The organism is Nocardioidaceae bacterium (genome assembly GCA_018672315.1).
Classification (GTDB): Bacteria; Actinomycetota; Actinomycetes; order Propionibacteriales; family Nocardioidaceae; genus TYQ2.
This window is the reverse complement of sequence record CP076053.1, coordinates 335,454-352,832: the sequence shown is the minus strand read 5'-3', so window position 1 is coordinate 352,832 and position 17,379 is coordinate 335,454. Positions and strand designations below refer to the sequence as shown.

The following is a 17,379-nucleotide window of genomic DNA, read 5'->3' as shown; positions in this document are numbered from 1 at the left end:
TCAAGACTGCCGTCCGATGAGCAGAAGGGCCATGCTCTCCACAGCCTCGACGGCGGTAGCCGAAGGGTGACCCTCTGAGGACAGAGCAAGGGTTTCGCCGTCCGTGAAGTGCACTGTCCACGTCGCCCACAGGCGCTCGCCGTCGAGGTCAGACCCGTGCGCGTAGATGTTGTTCATCGAGACGCGCGCAATGCGAGACCGTCCCCAGATGCGTACGGTCAAGCCGGAACTGTCGTTGGACCCGTCCTTGGTAGTCCCCTCTAGGTGCGCCACGTGATCGTCCGACGCGACGACGATTGACCACGATGTCGAGCCGCTGCTGCGCTCGCATTTGAGGACGGCCAGGTGCTTAATCTCGCTCGGAATGCTGACCAGGGGGGCGAGCACCGTCCTTGGGATGACTCCTGGCGCATCGACACCGATGCGGTTGATCCACTTGGCTAGGTCTCGAAGGTCCGAGTTGTGAAGTTCCATGTGCGGCACCTTAGACACAGAACCGCCCCCCGACTACGGATCGGGGGGCGGTTCGTCGTACGCCCGTCGGTCAGGTCAACGCTCGCTCTCGGCGAGCTCGGCGAGCCGCAGCAGATGTGCCGCAAGCGACCGCGCCTCACTGGGAAGCATCGGCAACTCGACGAAGCCGGGGCAGTCCCTGGTGCCAGTCGACCTAAGCTTGACGATCGGCGGGCCAAACCAGTGCGGGTTTGTCGGAGTCGCAGTGAGGCCGACCTCGTACGACTGCCCACCCTCACGGATCGTCTCGTCGCTGTGAGCATTCACCGCGCGAGGCAGGCGTCCCGGGAAGTCAGGGCCAGTGTGGACCGAGGCGTCTTCCACCGGGCAGCCCTCCTCGAGCGCCTGCACGTGCTGACCCGCGCACCAGCTCGGGCAGGACGTGGGAAGCCGATCCCGGTCCTCGATGAACGTATTCAAGGCGTCACCCGCGGCGCTCACTGGTCGCCCTCGGTCATCCGCTGGACGGCGCCGGCGAAGTGCGCGCACATGGCCGCGTCGATCGCGGCCCACTGCTCATCGGTCACCCACGACGGGCGCACGAAGCGCATGCTGCTGCCTTCCGTGACCGATGACGCCTGGCGCTCATTCCAGCGCCGGGCAGCCTCACCCGCACGGACGATCGCCAGACCGAGCGCGTGCGCGTCCGCCGGGTGCATGTCCTCGGCCGCCGAGTCGTCGACGTAGACCTGCACCCGCGCGGGCAGCAGGCCGTCCGGCAGCTCGGTCGCACCGACGCTGACCGAGACGCCCCCGTGTGCTTCGGTAAGGGCGTGGTGGGGTCGGCTGGCCGGGTAGTTCTGCGACGGCACCGCCGGCTCCCAGGACTGGTACATCCGGCTGTCGTGGCCAGCACAGAACGGCGGGCAGATCGCCTCACGGGTGCGTTCGGGATGGTTGTGCAAGGTGGTCATGCGGGGACCTTTCTAGTCCAAGATATTGCACCGCACACCGCTCCTGACCTGCACGCTCATCCCGCTGAACCGCACAGCGTTCATGCGTCCTTAGTGCGCGACTACCTGGACTGAGTCCACGGCAGCCCACGGTTCGCAGACGAGCCGCCCGCCGGTGCCCGGTGGGCGGCTCGTGCGTTCGCGCCCGGTGCGCCCCCTCGCGCACATAACCTTCTCCGGTGAGCTCCTCGCGTCCTCCGTCCTACATCACGACACCTCTGATCGTGCTGGTCGCCGTCGTCCTGGCGAGCTCGGTGACGGCGGTGGCGCTCCGAGGGCCGGACGCGCTGGTCGGCGAGCCCGCCAGCAGTCGGGCCGCCGCCGACGGCTCCGAACGCTCCGATCGCGCCGGAGCGACGGACGGCCCTCCGCCGCGCCCGCCCGCCGAGCTGCTCGCGATGCGCACACAGTCCTGGGGTGTCACGATTCCTCGGGTGCCCGGTGAGCTCGATCGTCTCGACCGGGTCGTACGCCTCACGGGACGCGCACCCGACCGGGTGATGTGGTACGCCTCCTGGGCGGCTTTCGAGGACTTCCCGACGCAGCTCGCGCGACGCGTGGCCCGCCGCGGAGCCCTCCCCGAGATCAGCTGGGAGCCCTGGGACCCCGCAGGCGGCCGGCAGCAGCCGCGGTACGACCTCGCCGGCATCGCCGCGGGGGACAACGACCGGTACCTGCGGCGCTGGGCGCGGCAGGCGGAGGCGTACGGGAAGCCGGTGGTCATCCGCTTCATGCACGCCATGAACGGCGACTGGTACCCCTGGGGTGCGGGACGTCGCGGCGTCCGTGCTGCCGACCACGTCGCCGCCTGGAGACATGTGGTCGAGACCTTCCGCGACGTCGGGGCCCACAACGTGATCTGGTCCTGGTCGCCCAACGTGCCGTTCCCCGGCTCGGTCCCGCTCGACTCCCTGTTCCCCGGGGACCGCTGGGTCGACCGGGTGGCGCTGGACGGCTACAACTGGGCGGGGTTCCGTCCCGGCACCAGCTGGACGAGCTTCGCCGACGTCATGGGGGAGGGGCTGGACCAGCTGGCCGACCTGAGCGACCGCCCCGCCTACATCGGAGAGGTCGGGTGTCCCGAGCGCGGCGGTGACAAGGCCCGGTGGGTCCGTTGCATGTTCGCCACCGCGGCGGAGGACCCCCGCATCCGAGGGCTCACGTGGTTCGACTTCCGCAAGGAGGCCGACTGGCGCATCGACAGCTCGCCGGCGAGTGCGGCAGCGTTCCGGCAGGGGTTGCGTGACTACGGGGCCGCCGGCTCCGGAGCCCCTGCGGCGTAGTGCCGGACCATCCGCCACTGGTTCACCTCGCCGCGGCGCTCGAAGGTCAGCTCGTGCAGCGTGGCCTCGGCCATGGGCAGTCCTCGCCCCGCCTCCGCCCACTCGTCGGGCATCCCGGCGCTGGGCGGCCGCTCGTACTCCTCGCCGGAGTCGCTGAGCAGCGCGGTCAGGCTGTGCGCGGAGACCGTGAGGTCGAAGCGCCACAGCACCTGTCCGTGCGGCCGGCCGTGCTCGACGACGTTGCCGGCGATCTCCATCACCGCGGTCTCGAACATCATGAGGGCTTCGGCGGGTACCTCCGCGTGCTCGGCCACCGCCGAGCGGAGCAACTCGTGCAGCTCGTCGAGCTGCTCGGGCACCGCGAGGCCGGTGGCCACGTACGACGCCGGCAGCGCGCGGCCCTCACCAGTCACCGACGGCTCCCGCGACGTCGTCGTGGGAGCGCAGCACCCGATCCAGGTTCGTCAGGCGCAGTACGCTGCGGACCTGCTCCCCGGCGCCGGCGAGCCGCAGGTCGCCGCCCGCCTGACGCGCCGACTTCAAGCCACCCACCAGCGCGCCGAGGCCCGAGGAGTCCACGAAGTCGGTGGTGCTGAGGTCGACGACAACACGCGGGGGATGCTGCCGCACGATGTCGTCGACGGACGACTTCAGCCGCCCGGCCGAGGTCATCGTCAACCGCTCGGGGGCGGTCAGCACCACGTGGGTGGCCGCGACGTCGAGATCCCAGTCAGCCATGGACGGCCTCCTCCATCTGCTCGGCCGCGCCGAGTCCGGTCGAGGTGCTCGCCGGCTGCGCCGGGGGCTCCTGCTGCGGCCCGCGGTAGCGAGCCGCCTCGATGATGACACTGAGCATCAGCAGGTCGTAGACGACCCACAGAGAGTTCACGCCGGTTCCCACGACGCCGTTGGGACCCCCGGCGACCAGGCGTACGCATCCCACCAGCACGGCCACCACCAGCACAGCCATCGTCAGCAGCTGCGGCCAGATCAACCGCCACGGGAAGGGCTGCGCGCCCTGCGGGCTGGTCTTCGGGGTGACCACGAACCCGAGCGGCTTGCCGAACCAGACGTTCGCCGCGGCGGTGGCGCACGCCCTGATCCACAACGGGAAGAGGGCCAGGCTGTACTGCTGACCCCGCCACGTCGGGATCCCGCGACCCACGACGAGGAACATCAGCTGGTTCAGCAGGATGTAGGGCAGGAAGAAGGCGAGGAAGTCCCCGCCGTACGCCTGCACCGGCAGCACGCCGAAGCAGAGGTAGAGCACGGGTGCGACGAGGTAGACGACCGCGGCGAAGCCTGCGAGGTAGCTCCACATGGTCGCGAAGTACATGAGCCGCTGCACCACCGTGAGACCACGCTGCACCAGGGGGTTCTCGCGCAGCATGACCTGCACCGTCCCCTGGGCCCAGCGCAGCCTCTGCTGCAGCATGCTGCGGAGGTCCTCGGGGGCGAGGCCCTGCGCGAGCACCTCGTGGTGGTAGACCGTGCGCCAGCCCTGACCGTGCAGTCGCATGCAGGTGGCCATGTCCTCGGTCACCGAGACGGTCGCCAGGGGCATCAGGGGTTGGGCCTCGAAGCCGAGGTCGACGTCCACGGCGTCGACGAGCGCCTTGACCGAGGCGATGGCCCCCAACGGCGACCAGTCGCGGGAGGCCAACAGGGCCAGGGCAGCCGGATCGAAGCCCAGCTCCGGCGGTGCCTCGGAGCCGTCGGCATCGGTGCCGCTGCGGTCAGTCAGGTCCGCGAGGGCGGCGAGGTCCGCCTCGATCGCGGCGACGTCCGCCTCCACCATGCTGCGGGACACGGCATCGACGGTGCGCTGGAAGGCGTAGGTGACCTCGGCGAGCGGTGCTCCCGCGTCGAGGTCCGCGCGCGCCTGCGTGACGGCGTGGCGCACCTGTTCCAGCAGAGGCACCACCGCGGGCTCCTCGCGTCTGGCGCGCCGGGTCGCCGCGCTGAGGATCCGGCGGGAGGCGCGCAGCGCCTCGCGTACGCCGTGCTCGACGCCGCGGACGTAGCCGACGAGACCCAGCTGCATCAGCGCCTCGCGCCTGATGACGGCGTTGGAGCCGCAGAAGAACGCCGCGTTCCAGCCGTCCTTGCCCTGCTGGATGGGGCCGTAGAACAGCGGCGCCTGGCTGCCCAGGGGGTCGGAGTCCGGGACGTTGTGGAACCACTGCGGCGTCTGCACGAGCGCCACGGCCGGGTCACGGAAGTAACCCAGGGTGCGTTCGAGGATCGCCGGATCGGGGACCTGGTCGGCGTCGAGCACCATGAAGAACTCGGCGTCGGTGGCCATCAGGGCGTTGTTGAGGTTGCCGGCCTTGGCGTGTCGTGGACGGTCGCGCCAGTCGGCCGAGCGGGTCAGGTAACCGATGCCGGCCGCCTCTGCCACCGCCCGCAGCTCGAGCCGGTCGCCGTCGTCGAGGATCCAGGTGCGGTGCGGGTGACGCACCTCGAGGGCGGCCCGCGCCGTGGTCATCACGAGATCGATGGGCTCGTTGTAGGTGCACACGAACACGTCGACCGTCGCGTCGGGGTCGGCCGCCGGCGGCTCCTCGCGGGAGCGTGCGCGCCACACGCAGGTGCCGAAGAGGTAGGCGTCGACCAGGGAGTAGGTCTCGGCCAGGATCAGGGGGACCGCGATCCACCAGTTCACCCAGGCCACGGAGAAGAGCCAGCGCCACACGACGTACGCCGTGCCGCTCGTGAGAACGGCCAGCACGAGCAGACGCACCGCGAGCAACCGGCGTGGGCTCCAGGTCACCAGCGCGGGCGGCGTGACGCCCGTGGCGCCCGTGGCGCCCACGGCCCCCGCCCCGGCGGCCTCAGGCATCGTCACGACGGATCACCAGCGCGGTGATGTCGTCACGGGAGCCGCGGGGCGGTGCCAGGACGAGGGCGTGGTCGACGATCGTGTCCGCGATCTGCTGAGCCTCGGTGTGGGCGGTGATCAGGGGGACGAGCATGCGCTCGGCGTGCTCGAGATCGGTGTAGTTGTCCACCACACCGTCGCTGACGACCACCAGGGCCTCGCCCGGGGCGAGGTGCTCCGTGTGGCACTCCCAGCTGTCGTCGGGGAGCACTCCGACCGGGAGGCCGGTCGAGCTGAGGCGACGGGCCCGACCGTCGGGACCCACGATCGCCGCGAGACCGTGGCCCGCGTCGATCCAGCCCACCTGGCCCTCGGCGCCGACGCGGGCGAGGAACAACGTGACGAAGCTGCCGGCCGACCCCAGGTCGTCGGCGACGGCCTTGTCGACCCGCAGCATCGTGTTCTCGAGCGAGTTGAAGGGCGAGGCGCCCCGCAGCACCGCGCGGACGCCGGCCGCGGTCATCGCCGCCGGGACCCCCTTGCCCATGACGTCGCAGAGCACCACCTGGCAGCCGTCGTCGAGCGCGATCCAGTCGTACACGTCGCCCCCGACGCCCCGGGCCGGCGCGCAGCGACCTCCCACCCCGAAGCCGGGCATGTCGACCGGGCGGGAGGGGAGCAGGCGGCGCTGCGCTCCTTCGGCCTCCCGAGCACTGTGGTCGACGGCGAGCTCGTTCTCGACCCAGGAGCCCAGGTCGCGGAGCATGCGGCTCTCGCGGGCGTCGAGCTCGCGCGGCTCGGAACCGAAGAGGCACAGGGTGCCGACCCGCTCCCCGCCGCTGGTCAGCGGCTGGCCGGCATAGAAGCGCAGGTGCGGGTCCTCGGTCACCAGCGGGTTGTCGGCGAACCGACGGTCCTGCGCCGCGTCGGCGACCAGCAGCTGTCCCTCGCCGTCCACGGCGCGGGAGCAGAAGGAGACCTCGCGGGGGAACGGGTCCAGCTCCGTGCCCGCCACGGCCAGGGGCACCAGCATCTCGGTGCCGACGATGTTCACCGCCGCCGCAGGCACGTCGAAGAGCTCCTTGGCGAGCGCCACGACACGCTCGAAGCGACGCTGCCCGACACCGCCGTACGGCGCCAGCTCGTCCTCCACGGTCGACGTCGGCACGGTGCTGGTCACGACCCTCCTCGGGGAAGCAGGTGTTCCCTCCGAGGTTAGGAGAGAGCGGGGCGCAGGCGCTGCGATTCGCCGCAATCACCCGCGCACGTCCGGCCGAGATGTCGCGAACGTGCCGGTACGTCCGGACCCGGGACGTACGACCGGTCCGCTTCGGGACCCCTCGGCCGTCGCCCTCAGGGGGCTCGACGTGCCACGGCGAGCACCGTGATGTCGTCGACGTGGCTGCCGCCCGAGGAGAGGAGACCGAGGTCGACCACGCGGTCGACCAGCGCTGCGGGTCCGTCGACGTCCCGCCACAGGCTCGCGAGCTGTGGCGACTGGGCCTGGAGGTCGCTGAAGGGTCCCACGACCCCGTCGCTGACGATCAGGAGCACGTCGTCGGCCCCGAGCCGGTCCTCGTGCACCGTCCACGCGACGTCCTGGTCGACACCCAGCGCCGGCTCGCCGCTGGAGAGGATCCGCACCGATCCCGAGCGCGACAGGATGCAGGCCAGGCCGTGTCCGGCGTCGACCCACCAGACCCTGCCGTCGGGGTGCAGCCGGGCGGAGAACAAGGTCGCGAGGATCGGGTCCAGCCCGTCGTCCAGGTCCTCGGCCTCGGTGAGCAACGACTCCGAGAGGCGTACGAGCATGTCGTCGAGCGTGCTGAACCGGGCGGTGCCGCGAAGCACCGCGCGGAGCCCGGCAGCCGTGACAGCGGCCGAGAGGCCCTTGCCCATGACGTCGACGACGCCGACCTGCAGCAGCTCCTCCTGCTCGCGCTGCACGAGGCGCCAGTCGTACAGGTCGCCGCCGATGGCACGCGTCGGAAGACACCGGCCGGCGACGGACAGGCCCTCGATCGCCGGGGGACGGCTCGGGAGCAGCTTGGCCTGCACCTCGCGCGCCTCCTCGACCCCGCTCTCCACCTCGAGCTGGGTCTCGATCCAGGACGTCAGGTCCTCGAACATCCTGCGGTCGCCCGTGGACAGCGTGCGCGGCTCGCGGCCCCAGAGACACAGCGTGCCGATCGTGTGACCGGAGGGTCGGATCGGGCGCGCGGCGTAGAAGCGCAGGTGCGGGTCGCCGGCGACCGGGGCGAGGTCGCGCAGACGAGGGTCCTGCTTCGCGTCGTCGACGACGATCTCCCGACCGTCCCGCACGACCAGGGAGCACGGACCCTCGTCCCGGGCGACGCGCCAGGGGTCCTCGCCGTCCACGGCGAGGGGGCGTACGTCCTCGCGCCCGACCAGGTTGACGGCGGCGACCGGCACGTCGAGCAGCGTGCGCGCCAGGCGGACGAGGGCGTCGAGCCGTTGCGCCGTGCTGTCCCCGATCGCCCGAGCCTGCTCGACGGCGGCGAGACGCTGCGCATCGTCGAGGATGCCCGGTTGCTGCGTGCCCACCGGGCCTCCGTCCACTCAGGTCGCGGGGCGACGAGACCAGTCTAGGACCAGACACCGGGTCGGAGGGGAGAGACCGACTGATGTCCCGTTTCATCCGCGCCTTGGCTGGTCACCGGCGCTGCGATAGGAAGGGAACAGCGGCGGTCGCCGATGACCGTCCCCGCACCGACCCGCGGTCTCCTCGGAGGCCGGTCCGGACCTGGAGGGGAAGCATGGCGCCAGCACCAGCGACCGCGCCCGAACGACCACTGACCGTGGAGTCCGCGCGTGAGCAGGTCTCCCGCGCGACGTTCACGGCCTGCGACACCACGCGCGTGGGGCTCGAGCTCGAGTTCCACCTGATCGACCTCGACGACGTGGCCCACCGCCCCGGCTGGGAGCGCGTCGCCGCGCTCCTGGTGCCGGCGCCGGTCCTGCCGGGCGGCAGCCGTCTCACGGTCGAGCCCGGCGGGCAGCTCGAGCTCTCCGCCCCGCCGGCGCCCGACGTGGCGACCGCCGTGGCGATGCTCCACAGCGACGTCCGCGCCTTGCGTCGACACTGTCGCCAGGACCGCCTGGGGCTGCTGCCGTGGGGCGCGGACCCGGTGCGCGAACCCTGCCGGGTCAACCCCGGCCCGCGCTACGCGGCGATGGCCGCGCACTTCGCGGCGCGGGGCTGCGCCGAGGCCGGACGACGCATGATGACCTCGACCGCGTCCCTGCAGGTCAACCTGGACGTCGGCGACGGGGAGGTCGGCGTACGCCGGTGGCGGGCGCTCTCGGCGATGGCCCCCGTGCTCACCGCCCTCTCGGCCTGCTCCCCGCAGCTGGACGGCCACCGCTCCGGCTGGGCCTCGATGCGTCAGCAGACCTGGGAGGGGCTCGAGAGCAGCAGGTCCGGGGCGGTGCCCGCCGAGGGAGACCCCGGGGAGCAGTGGGCCTCCTACGCCCTGGCCGCCCCGGTGATGCTCGTCCCCGACCACGGCGGGGGCGCGGAGCCGGTGCGGCGCGGGACGAGCTTCGCCGACTGGCTCGCCCGCCCCGACCTGCTGGGACGGGCCGCCACCCCGGCCGACCTGACCTACCACCTCACGACGCTCTTCCCGCCGGTGAGGCCGCGAGGCTTCCTGGAGGTGCGGTGCCTCGACGCGGTGGACGGTCGTTACTGGCCCGCGCTGGTGGCGGTCACCGCCCTGGTGCAGCACGAGCAGGCGCTCTCGGAGCTGCCCGGGCTGTGCGCCGGGCTCCCCGACGTGGCCACCGCCGCACGCGCGGGCGTGCGCCACGAGGCGCTGCGGACGGCCTCCGCGGCGGTGCTCGCCCTCGCTGCCCGGCACCACGGTGAGGGGGCCGAGGTCGGCGACAGCATCGGTCGGCTCGCGGACCTCACGGCCCGCGGCCTCACGCCCGGCGACGAGGTGCGCGCGCGGATCGACGCGGTCGGGGCCGAGGCGGCCGTTCTCGAAGCGGCGCACCCGGCGCCCTCAGGGCAACCGCGGGCCGAGCCGAGCACCGACGAGGAACAGGAGACCCCGGATGCGTGAGCAGCTCGCGGCGGCGATGGAACGCGCCCGCGCCCGTACCGACGCGGTGACCGCGGTCGAGGAGGCCGAGCTCACCACGCAGCACCACGACCTGATGAGTCCGCTGGTCTGGGACCTCGCGCACATCGGGCAGCAGGAGGACCTGTGGCTGCTGCGCGGGGGTGACTCCCGGCGCCAGGGAGTGCTGTCGGCGCGGGTGGAACAGCTCTACGACGCGTTCGAGCACCCACGGGCGGGCCGTGGACGGCTGCCGCTGCTGACCCCGGCAGAGGCACGCAGCTACCTCGGCGACGTCCGCGGACGCGTGCTCGACACCATCGACGGCCTCGCCGGGTCCGACCCCGAGGACCCGCTCGCGGTGGAGCGGGCCTTCCACGTGCGCATGGTCGAGCAGCACGAGCTGCAGCACGTGGAGACCATGACCGCGACGCACCAGATCCGCCGGGGCGGACCCCTCCTCGGCCACGGTGCGCCGTTGCCCGCCGGACGGCCGCTAGCGGAAGACCCGGCCCGCGACGCGGCACTCGTGCCGGCCGGTGAGTTCGAGCTCGGTGTCGACGCGGCCGCCGAGCCCGGCGCCCTCGACAACGAGCAGCCGGCCCACCGGGTCCACGTCGACGCGTTCCGCATCGCCCGGCACCCGGTCAGCAACGCCGACTGGCAGCGCTTCATCGACGCGGGCGGGTACGCCGAGCCACGCTGGTGGTCCGCCCGCGGGTGGGAGCACCGCACCCGCACGGACCTCCGAGCGCCGATGTACTGGCACGCCGACGGCTCGCGCCGACGGTTCGGCATCGTCGAGGACGTGCCGCCCGCCGAGCCCGTGCAGCACATCAGCTTCTTCGAGGCCGAGGCGTACGCCGCGTGGGCCGGTGCCCGCCTCCCCACCGAGGTCGAGTGGGAGAAGGCCTGCGCCTGGGACCCGGTCGCCGGCCGTCGTCGGCGCTGGCCCTGGGGCGACAGCGAGCCGACCCGGGCCCTGGTGAACCTCGACGGCGCGGCCCTGCGGCCGGCCCCGGTCGGCGCCTATCCGGCCGGCGCGTCGGCGTACGGGGTGGAGCAGATGATGGGGGACGTCTGGGAGTGGACCTCCTCGGACTTCCACTCCTGGCCGGGCTTCCGGCCGATGCTGTACGCGGACTACTCGGCCCCGTTCTTCGGCGGGGACTACAAGGTGCTGCGCGGGGGGTCCTGGGCCGTGGGGCAGGGTGCCGTGCGCCCCAGCTTCCGCAACTGGGACCACCCGATCCGCCGTCAGATCTTCTCGGGCCTGCGGCTGGCCTGGGACGTCGACGGGTCCGGAGCCGGGGCCGCCGGTGTGTAGGCACCTGGCGTGGCTCGGCGCGCCGCGCACCCTCGCCGACCTGGTCCTCGAGCAGCCTGCCGGCCTGCTGCAGCAGTCGTACGCACCGCAGCGGCAGCTGCGCGGCGTCGTCAACGCCGACGGGTGGGGCGTCGGCTTCCACGCCGAGGACCGCCCAGGTGGTCACGGCGAGCCTGTGCGCTGGCGCTCGGCGCGACCGCTGTGGGGCGAGGCGTCCTTCGCCTCGGTCGCGCCGCAGCTGCGCAGCGGCTCGGTCGTCGCGGCGGTGCGCTCGGCCAGCGTGGGGATGCCGATGGAGGAGAGCGCCGCGGCGCCTTTCACCGACGGACGACGGCTGCTCTCGCACAACGGCCGGCTCGACCGCACGGTGCTCCCTCCCACCCACGCCGCCGAGTCGACGTGCGACTCGGCGGTGCTCGCGGCGTACGTCTTCGGATGCCTCGACGCCGGCGAGCAGCTGGCGGACGTGGTCGCGGACGTCGCCGGCCGCGACCCCACCGCCTCGCTGAACCTGTTGGTGCTGGAGCGCGACCGGCTCACCGCCGTGAGCTGGGTCGACCGGATGTCCTACCTGCACACCGAGCACGGCCTTGCCGTGGCCAGCGAGGCCTACGACGACGACCCGCGCTGGGTCGACCTCTCCACGCACCACCTGCTCGAAGCCGTCCGTGACGCGCACGCCGACGGCGGCGTACGCGTCACGACCCGTCCCCTCACGCCGTCCCCGGAGGACCCATGAGCACCGACCTCGACGTACGCCTCGACCCCGCCACGCTCGTCGACCAGATGGCCGACGACGTGCGCGCCGGACTGGGGGAGCGGCCCTACACCCTGCCGCCGAAGTACTTCTACGACGCCGAGGGCTCCCGGCTCTTCGACGAGATCACGCGGCTCGAGGAGTACTACCCGACCCGCACCGAACGCGCGATCCTCGTCGCGACCGTCGCCGAGATCGCCGCGGCGACCGGGGCTCGTACGCTCGTCGAGCTCGGCTCCGGCACCTCGGAGAAGACGCGGCTGCTCCTCGGGGCGCTGCGCGGAGCGGGCACGTTGGAGCAGTTCGTCCCCTTCGACGTCGACCCGGTCATCCTGGGCGTCGCGGCCGCCCAGGTCGACGAGGAGTTCCCGGGCCTGGTCGTCTCGCCGGTCGTCGGCGACTTCGACCACCACCTGCACGACCTCCCCGGTGCCGGGCCGCGGCTCGTGGCGTTCCTGGGTTCCACGCTCGGCAACTTCGACCCGACCGCACGGACGCGGTTCTTCCGCGACGTCCGGGGCTCCCTCGCCGCCGGCGACCACCTGCTGCTCGGCATCGACCTCGTGAAGGACTCCGACCGCCTGGTGGCCGCCTACGACGACGCGCGCGGGGTGACAGCCGCCTTCAACACCAACGTGCTGCACGTGCTGAACCGCGAGCAGAAGGCCGACTTCGACGTCGACGCCTTCGAGCACGTCGCCGTCTGGGACGCCGACAACGAGTGGATCGAGATGCGCCTGCGCAGCCTGCGCGACCAGACCGTGCGCATCGAGGCGCTCGACCTGGACGTCACCCTGGCCGCGGGCGAGGAGATCCGTACGGAGATCTCGGCGAAGTTCCGGCGCGAGCGCCTCGCCGCCGAGCTCGCCGCCGCGGACCTGCGCATCGAGCAGTGGTGGACCGACGAGTCCGAGGACTTCGCCCTCACCCTCATCGCCCCCGCCTGACCGCGGGCTGTGTCCCCGTGCTCGCCCGACCGTGGGACGCCGTGCCCGTCGAGGCTCAGCGCTGCTCGCGTCGGGCGCCGTGCTCGCGACGGGACTGGTCGCCACGGGCGGCTCCGCCGCGTCGGCCGAGGAGTTCTCCGGCAACGACGCGCGCCGGGATCTCGCCAGCGGCTCGAACCTGTACGCCGTGGACGTGACGCACGATCCCTTCGACATCACCGTGTCGACGAAGCACCGCCGCATCCCCAACACCCTCAACGGCACCATCAGCGTCTACCTCGACACCGACCGCACCCGACGAGGGCCTGAGTACGTCATGAACGGTGCGCTCGGCACGGCCGGATACGGCGCCTCCATGCTCCCGACACAGGACCGGCGTCCCTGGCGCGCGGTGAAGATCGACAGCCTGGACGACCGCGTCTGGTCACCGAGGCGGACTTCGGCGTCGAGGGTCGCTGGGACTCGAGCAGGACGACGGTGCCGCGGCGAGCGATCGGCGACCCCGAATCGGTCCGCGTGGCCGTGCGCGTGATGGCGTCGAAGGACGACGGATCCACCGCGGGGCGTGACTGGTTCCGCCAGCGCCGTGCCTTCACCCCGTGGGTCGACGCGAGCTTCCGCTGACGGATGCGCGTCCGGCGGCGACTCAGCCGCCGGACGCGACGAGCAGCACCGCGATCCCGCACACCCCGAGTCCGGCGCCCTGGGACGCGGCGATGCGTTCGCGCAGCACCGCCGCGGCCAGCAGCACGGTGACGGCCGGGTAGAGGGCGGTGAGCACGGCGGACACCGTGAGGAAGCCCTGCTGCACCGAGACCTGGTACGCGAGGTTGGCGCCTGCCGCCGCCGTGCCCGCGACGGCCCCGCCGACCCAGGCCGTACGGTCGGGGCGCCAGCCTCCACCGACGACGCCGGCCACCGCGACGAGCGTGAGGACGCCGACGAGCTGGGCGATGGCCAGGGGTGCGAACCCGGCGGCGTCGGTGACCTGGCCGAGCGCGATGAACAGCAGCCCGAACCCGGCGCCGCCCAGGAGCCCGTCGAGGAGACCGTCGGCCCATCGGGGCGCCGCCGCCGATCTCGTACGCCGGGCCTCGCGGCGCGCGGCCGCCGACCCGGGCTCGCGCGAGACCAGCAGGATGCCGGGCAGGGCGAGCACCACCCCGATCGTCGGCAGCAACCCCAGCCGCTCCCCGAGGGCGAAGCCGACCACCGCCGGCAGCACCGCGGCGCCGACCGCCGACACCGGCGCCACGACCGCCATCTGCCCGGCGGCGAAGCCCCGGTAGAGGAATCCGCCGCCGAGACCCGACCCCACCCCGGCCAGCACCGCCCAGGACGCGTCGGCCACACCGGGCAGCGCCGGGTCGAGGAGCACCACCGCGGCGACGACGACGAAGGCCGTGACGGCTCCGGCGACGGCGACACCCCAGGCCGACGTGCGCCGGGAGGTGACCCCGCCGGCGAAGTCCGAGAGCCCGTAGACGACTGCGGAGACCAGCGCGAAGCCGATCGCGGCCCCCATCAGGGCCCGACCGGGGTGTGGAGGGCGGCCACCAGCCACACGACAGCGACGGAGAGGGCCGTCGCCAGGTCGATGGCGATGTTGAGGGCGACGGCCTTGAGGGCCAGCACGGTGGACCGCCGCGACTCACCGGACCCGAGGCGCCGGGTCTCGGCGAGGTAGAGCCCCGCGACGAAGCCGATCGGCAGGCCGAGCACCGGCACCACGAAGAAGCCCACCAGGCCGGCCGCGGCTCCGGCCAGCAGCGAGGAGTTCGGGACGCCCGCCTGGGACAGGCGCCGGCCCGGCACCAGGTAGGACAGGACGAAGCCGACCACCACGATCGCCGCGCTCACCCCGAGCACGGCCCACCCGAGGGTCGTGGGCTCGAGGACGGACCAGGCGGCGACAGCGGCGACGGCGAGCACCGGACCCGGCAGCAGCGGCACCACCGCACCGACGACGGCGACCAGCATCGCCACGGCCACCAGCCATTCCAGCCCGCTCACGGGTCTCCTCCTCAGCGCAGGGGCTCACCCCCGCAGGGCCCGGCTCGTGACGACCGTCTCACGGGGGTCCGGACGCGACGAGGCCCCGGGGAGTCCCCGGGGCCTCGTCGAGCGTCGTCGGTCTGGCTTCTCAGCCGTCGAGCTTGTGGGTCTCGTCGTGGACTGACACGGCAACTTCCTGGATCTTGTCGTCGTGCTCACGGGCGTGGTGAGCGCAGAAGAGCAGCTCACCACCGGAGAGCTCGACGCGCAGGTAGGCCTGGGCGCCGCACCGGTCGCACCGGTCGAGCGCAGTCAGCTGTGGGCTGCTGGGAGCGACTGCAGTAGTCACGATTCGCCTCTTTCCTCACGTCGGTCCGAAGGGCCAACTTACATCGGCCAGCGAAGCCTTCCCCTCCGGTTCTGCTCCACACAACGATCCTGTGCTCCATAACCTTCCCGGCTCCGGAGCGAGCAGGAGACGCCCTGCGGGTGATCCCACCCACATCATCGGCCCCGGCGTCGACGACCTGAGGAAGCCGCGTACGCGTGTCGCGGAGGTGGTGATGCGCGGGAGCGGGGCGGTGCGCCGGTAGATTCTGACTGGTCCCGCTCGCGTACCCGACCAGGAGATCTCCGATCACTACGTACAACGCGCAGAACCTCCTCGTGCTCGAGGGGCTCGAAGCGGTGCGCAAGCGCCCCGGCATGTACATCGGGTCCACCGACACCCGCGGCCTGATGCACTGCCTGTGGGAGATCATCGACAACTCCGTGGACGAGGCGCTCGGCGGTCACTGCCGGCACATCGAGGTGCTGCTGCACGACGACGGCTCGGCGGAGGTGCGCGACGACGGCCGCGGCATCCCGGTCGACAAGGAGCCGAAGACGGGCCTGTCCGGGGTCGAGGTCGTCTTCACCAAGCTGCACGCGGGCGGCAAGTTCGGCGGCGGGTCGTACGCGGCCTCCGGCGGTCTGCACGGCGTCGGCTCCTCGGTGGTCAACGCCCTGTCCGCGCGCCTGGACGTCGCGGTCGACCGGTCGCCGGCCACCCGGCACATGTCCTTCCGCCGCGGTGTCCCCGGCGTGTTCGCGGGTGACGGGCCGGAGATCGGCTTCGAGCCCGAGTCCGGGCTGCACAAGGGCAAGCGGGTGGCGAAGGCCAAGACCGGCACCCGGGTCAGGTTCTGGCCCGACCGGCAGATCTTCACCCGTGACGCGACCTTCGTCTTCGACGAGCTGGTCACCCGCGCCCGGCAGACCTCCTTCATCGTTCCGGGACTCGAGCTGACGATCCGCGACCTGCGCGGCGAGGAAGAGCTCAGCGAGTCCTTCCTCCACGAGGGCGGCATCACCGAGTTCTGCGACTTCCTCTCCCGCGGCGAGGCGGTGAGCGACGTGCTGCGGCTGCAGGGCTCGGGGCACTTCACCGAGACGGTGCCGGTGCTCGACGAGGCCGGGCACATGAGCCCGCAGGACGTCGAGCGCGAGCTCGGGGTCGACGTAGCCCTCCGCTGGGTGAACGGCTACGAGACCGAGACGCGCTCGTTCGTCAACGTGATCGCCACCCCGAAGGGCGGCACGCACCTCGCCGGGTTCGAGTCCGCCATCACCAAGGCGTTCAACGACGCGATGCGCGGAGCCCGCGTGCTCAAGGTCAACGACGCCGACGTCATCAAGGACGACGTGCTCGAGGGCATGACGGCCGTGGTGACGGTGCGGCTGGCCGAGCCGCAGTTCGAGGGGCAGACCAAGGAGGTGCTCGGCACACCGGCGGCCCGCACGGTCGTCCGCAAGGTCGTCCTCGCCGAGCTCACCGACTGGCTCACCAGCAAGCAGCGCACCGAGAAGGCGCAGGCGAAGCTGGTCATGGAGAAGGTGCTCGGTGCCTCCAAGACCCGCATCGCGGCGCGGCAGCACAAGGAGACCCAGCGACGGAAGAACGCACTGGAGTCCTCCACCCTGCCCGCGAAGCTGGCCGACTGCCGCAGCAACGACATCGAGAAGTCCGAGCTCTTCATCGTCGAGGGCGACTCGGCGCTCGGCACGGCGAAGTCGGCGCGCAACTCCGACTACCAGGCTCTGCTGCCGATCCGCGGCAAGATCCTGAACGTGCAGAAGGCGTCGGTCGCCGACATGCTCAAGAATGCCGAGTGCGCCTCCATCATCCAGGTGGTCGGCGCCGGGTCCGGGCGCACGTTCGACATCGACGCCCGACGCTACGGCCGCATCATCTTCATGGCCGACGCCGACTCCGACGGCGCGCACATCCGCTGCCTGCTGACGACGCTGTTCTTCAAGTACATGCCCGAGCTCATCGCCGAGGGCCGCGTGTACACCGCGGTGCCGCCGCTGCACCGCATCGAGCTGTCCAACCCGAAGAAGGGCATGGACAAGTACGTCTACACCTACTCCGACGCGGAGCTGAGCCGGAGGCTCGCGGAGCTCACGAAGAAGGGTGTGCGCTGGAAGGACCCTGTGCAGCGATACAAGGGGCTCGGTGAGATGGACGCCGACCAGCTCGCGGAGACCACCATGGACCCGCGGCACCGCACCCTGCGGCGCATCACGGCCGACGACGCCGACGCCGCGACCCAGGTCTTCAGCCTGCTGATGGGCTCCGACGTGGCACCGCGCAAGGAGTTCATCGTCAGCAACCGCGGTCACCTCTCCGACGGCGACCTCGACATCTGATGGCGGG

At 72.1% G+C, this 17,379-nt stretch carries 18 protein-coding genes; 7 read left to right on the top strand and 11 right to left on the bottom strand.

All coding sequences use genetic code 11. From position 1 onward, the window contains the following. From KLP28_01725 to KLP28_01715, 3 genes are all read right to left on the bottom strand, one after another. Positions 1–474, bottom strand: a complete 474-nt coding sequence (locus KLP28_01725; protein QWC85527.1) for a hypothetical protein — start codon at positions 472–474, stop codon at positions 1–3. A gap of 75 nt (positions 475–549) precedes the next feature. Further along, positions 550–954 (bottom strand): hypothetical protein, encoded by a 405-nt coding sequence (locus KLP28_01720; protein ID QWC85526.1) that lies wholly within the window; start codon positions 952–954, stop codon positions 550–552. After that, positions 951–1,427 carry a hypothetical protein gene (locus KLP28_01715; protein ID QWC85525.1) on the bottom strand — a complete coding sequence of 159 codons (477 nt, stop codon included), beginning with the start codon at positions 1,425–1,427 and terminating at the stop codon, positions 951–953. The genes KLP28_01720 and KLP28_01715 overlap by 4 nt, the downstream gene beginning before the upstream one ends. A 218-nt stretch (positions 1,428–1,645) precedes the next feature. Here KLP28_01715 and KLP28_01710 point away from each other — a divergent pair, with 218 nt between their 5' ends. Beyond that, positions 1,646–2,749 (top strand): hypothetical protein, encoded by a 1,104-nt coding sequence (locus KLP28_01710; protein ID QWC85524.1) that lies wholly within the window; start codon positions 1,646–1,648, stop codon positions 2,747–2,749. Here KLP28_01710 and KLP28_01705 read toward each other — a convergent pair. The 5 genes from KLP28_01705 to KLP28_01685 form a co-directional block, all read right to left on the bottom strand. Beyond that, positions 2,713–3,162, bottom strand: coding sequence for an ATP-binding protein (locus KLP28_01705; GenBank protein QWC85523.1), 450 nt, complete (start codon positions 3,160–3,162; stop codon positions 2,713–2,715). The two genes, KLP28_01710 and KLP28_01705, sit on opposite strands and share 37 nt — an antisense overlap. Beyond that, on the bottom strand, positions 3,152–3,487 hold the full coding sequence (locus KLP28_01700; GenBank protein ID QWC85522.1) for an STAS domain-containing protein: 336 nt from the start codon (positions 3,485–3,487) through the stop codon (positions 3,152–3,154). Before KLP28_01700 ends, KLP28_01705 begins: the two co-directional genes overlap by 11 nt. Continuing rightward, on the bottom strand, positions 3,480–5,591 hold the full coding sequence (locus KLP28_01695; protein ID QWC86730.1) for a glycosyltransferase: 2,112 nt from the start codon (positions 5,589–5,591) through the stop codon (positions 3,480–3,482). Before KLP28_01695 ends, KLP28_01700 begins: the two co-directional genes overlap by 8 nt. Next, positions 5,584–6,750, bottom strand: coding sequence for a SpoIIE family protein phosphatase (locus tag KLP28_01690; GenBank protein QWC85521.1), 1,167 nt, complete (start codon positions 6,748–6,750; stop codon positions 5,584–5,586). Before KLP28_01690 ends, KLP28_01695 begins: the two co-directional genes overlap by 8 nt. A 173-nt stretch (positions 6,751–6,923) precedes the next feature. Continuing rightward, positions 6,924–8,135, bottom strand: coding sequence for a SpoIIE family protein phosphatase (locus tag KLP28_01685; GenBank protein QWC85520.1), 1,212 nt, complete (start codon positions 8,133–8,135; stop codon positions 6,924–6,926). 212 nt (positions 8,136–8,347) lie between these two features. On the opposite strand from KLP28_01685, the gene KLP28_01680 reads away from it, so the two are divergent. The 5 genes from KLP28_01680 (at position 8,348) to KLP28_01660 (ending at position 13,218) form a co-directional block, all read left to right on the top strand. Next, positions 8,348–9,658 (top strand): ergothioneine biosynthesis glutamate--cysteine ligase EgtA, encoded by a 1,311-nt coding sequence (locus tag KLP28_01680; GenBank protein QWC85519.1) that lies wholly within the window; start codon positions 8,348–8,350, stop codon positions 9,656–9,658. Further along, the gene (gene egtB / locus KLP28_01675) at positions 9,651–10,982 is read left to right on the top strand and encodes an ergothioneine biosynthesis protein EgtB (protein QWC85518.1); all 1,332 of its coding nucleotides are present in this window, start codon (positions 9,651–9,653) and stop codon (positions 10,980–10,982) included. The genes KLP28_01680 and egtB overlap by 8 nt, the downstream gene beginning before the upstream one ends. Then, positions 10,975–11,721, top strand: coding sequence for an ergothioneine biosynthesis protein EgtC (gene egtC / locus KLP28_01670; protein QWC85517.1), 747 nt, complete (start codon positions 10,975–10,977; stop codon positions 11,719–11,721). The genes egtB and egtC overlap by 8 nt, the downstream gene beginning before the upstream one ends. Then, positions 11,718–12,686 (top strand): L-histidine N(alpha)-methyltransferase, encoded by a 969-nt coding sequence (egtD, locus tag KLP28_01665; protein QWC85516.1) that lies wholly within the window; start codon positions 11,718–11,720, stop codon positions 12,684–12,686. Before egtC ends, egtD begins: the two co-directional genes overlap by 4 nt. 79 nt (positions 12,687–12,765) lie before the next feature. Then, positions 12,766–13,218 (top strand): hypothetical protein, encoded by a 453-nt coding sequence (locus KLP28_01660; protein QWC85515.1) that lies wholly within the window; start codon positions 12,766–12,768, stop codon positions 13,216–13,218. A 114-nt stretch (positions 13,219–13,332) separates the two neighbouring features. Here the strand turns inward: KLP28_01660 and KLP28_01655 are convergent, their stop codons facing one another. The 3 genes from KLP28_01655 to KLP28_01645 form a co-directional block, all read right to left on the bottom strand. After that, positions 13,333–14,211, bottom strand: a complete 879-nt coding sequence (locus KLP28_01655; GenBank protein QWC85514.1) for an EamA family transporter — start codon at positions 14,209–14,211, stop codon at positions 13,333–13,335. Then, entirely contained in the window at positions 14,211–14,699 is a 489-nt protein-coding gene (locus KLP28_01650; GenBank protein ID QWC85513.1) for a DUF456 domain-containing protein, read from the bottom strand. The genes KLP28_01655 and KLP28_01650 overlap by 1 nt, the downstream gene beginning before the upstream one ends. A gap of 130 nt (positions 14,700–14,829) precedes the next feature. Further along, a complete protein-coding gene (locus KLP28_01645; protein QWC85512.1) occupies positions 14,830–15,030 on the bottom strand; it encodes a hypothetical protein in 201 nt (66 codons plus the stop codon). A 251-nt stretch (positions 15,031–15,281) separates the two neighbouring features. Between KLP28_01645 and KLP28_01640 the strand changes: the two genes are divergently transcribed. Next, positions 15,282–17,372, top strand: coding sequence for a type IIA DNA topoisomerase subunit B (locus KLP28_01640; protein QWC86729.1), 2,091 nt, complete (start codon positions 15,282–15,284; stop codon positions 17,370–17,372). Positions 17,373–17,379 lie beyond the last annotated feature (7 nt).

Excerpts from the sequence above, each read along its gene's own strand:
- KLP28_01725 (QWC85527.1), bottom strand. The coding sequence starts at position 474 with ATGGAACTTCACAACTCGGACCTTCGAGACCTAGCCAAGTGGATCAAC.
- KLP28_01715 (QWC85525.1), bottom strand. The coding sequence starts at position 1,427 with ATGACCACCTTGCACAACCATCCCGAACGCACCCGTGAGGCGATCTGC.
- KLP28_01700 (QWC85522.1), bottom strand. The coding sequence starts at position 3,487 with ATGGCTGACTGGGATCTCGACGTCGCGGCCACCCACGTGGTGCTGACC.
- KLP28_01695 (QWC86730.1), bottom strand. The coding sequence starts at position 5,591 with ATGCCTGAGGCCGCCGGGGCGGGGGCCGTGGGCGCCACGGGCGCCACG.
- KLP28_01680 (QWC85519.1), top strand. The coding sequence starts at position 8,348 with ATGGCGCCAGCACCAGCGACCGCGCCCGAACGACCACTGACCGTGGAG.
- egtB (QWC85518.1), top strand. The coding sequence starts at position 9,651 with ATGCGTGAGCAGCTCGCGGCGGCGATGGAACGCGCCCGCGCCCGTACC.
- egtD (QWC85516.1), top strand. The coding sequence starts at position 11,718 with ATGAGCACCGACCTCGACGTACGCCTCGACCCCGCCACGCTCGTCGAC.
- KLP28_01655 (QWC85514.1), bottom strand. The coding sequence starts at position 14,211 with ATGGGGGCCGCGATCGGCTTCGCGCTGGTCTCCGCAGTCGTCTACGGG.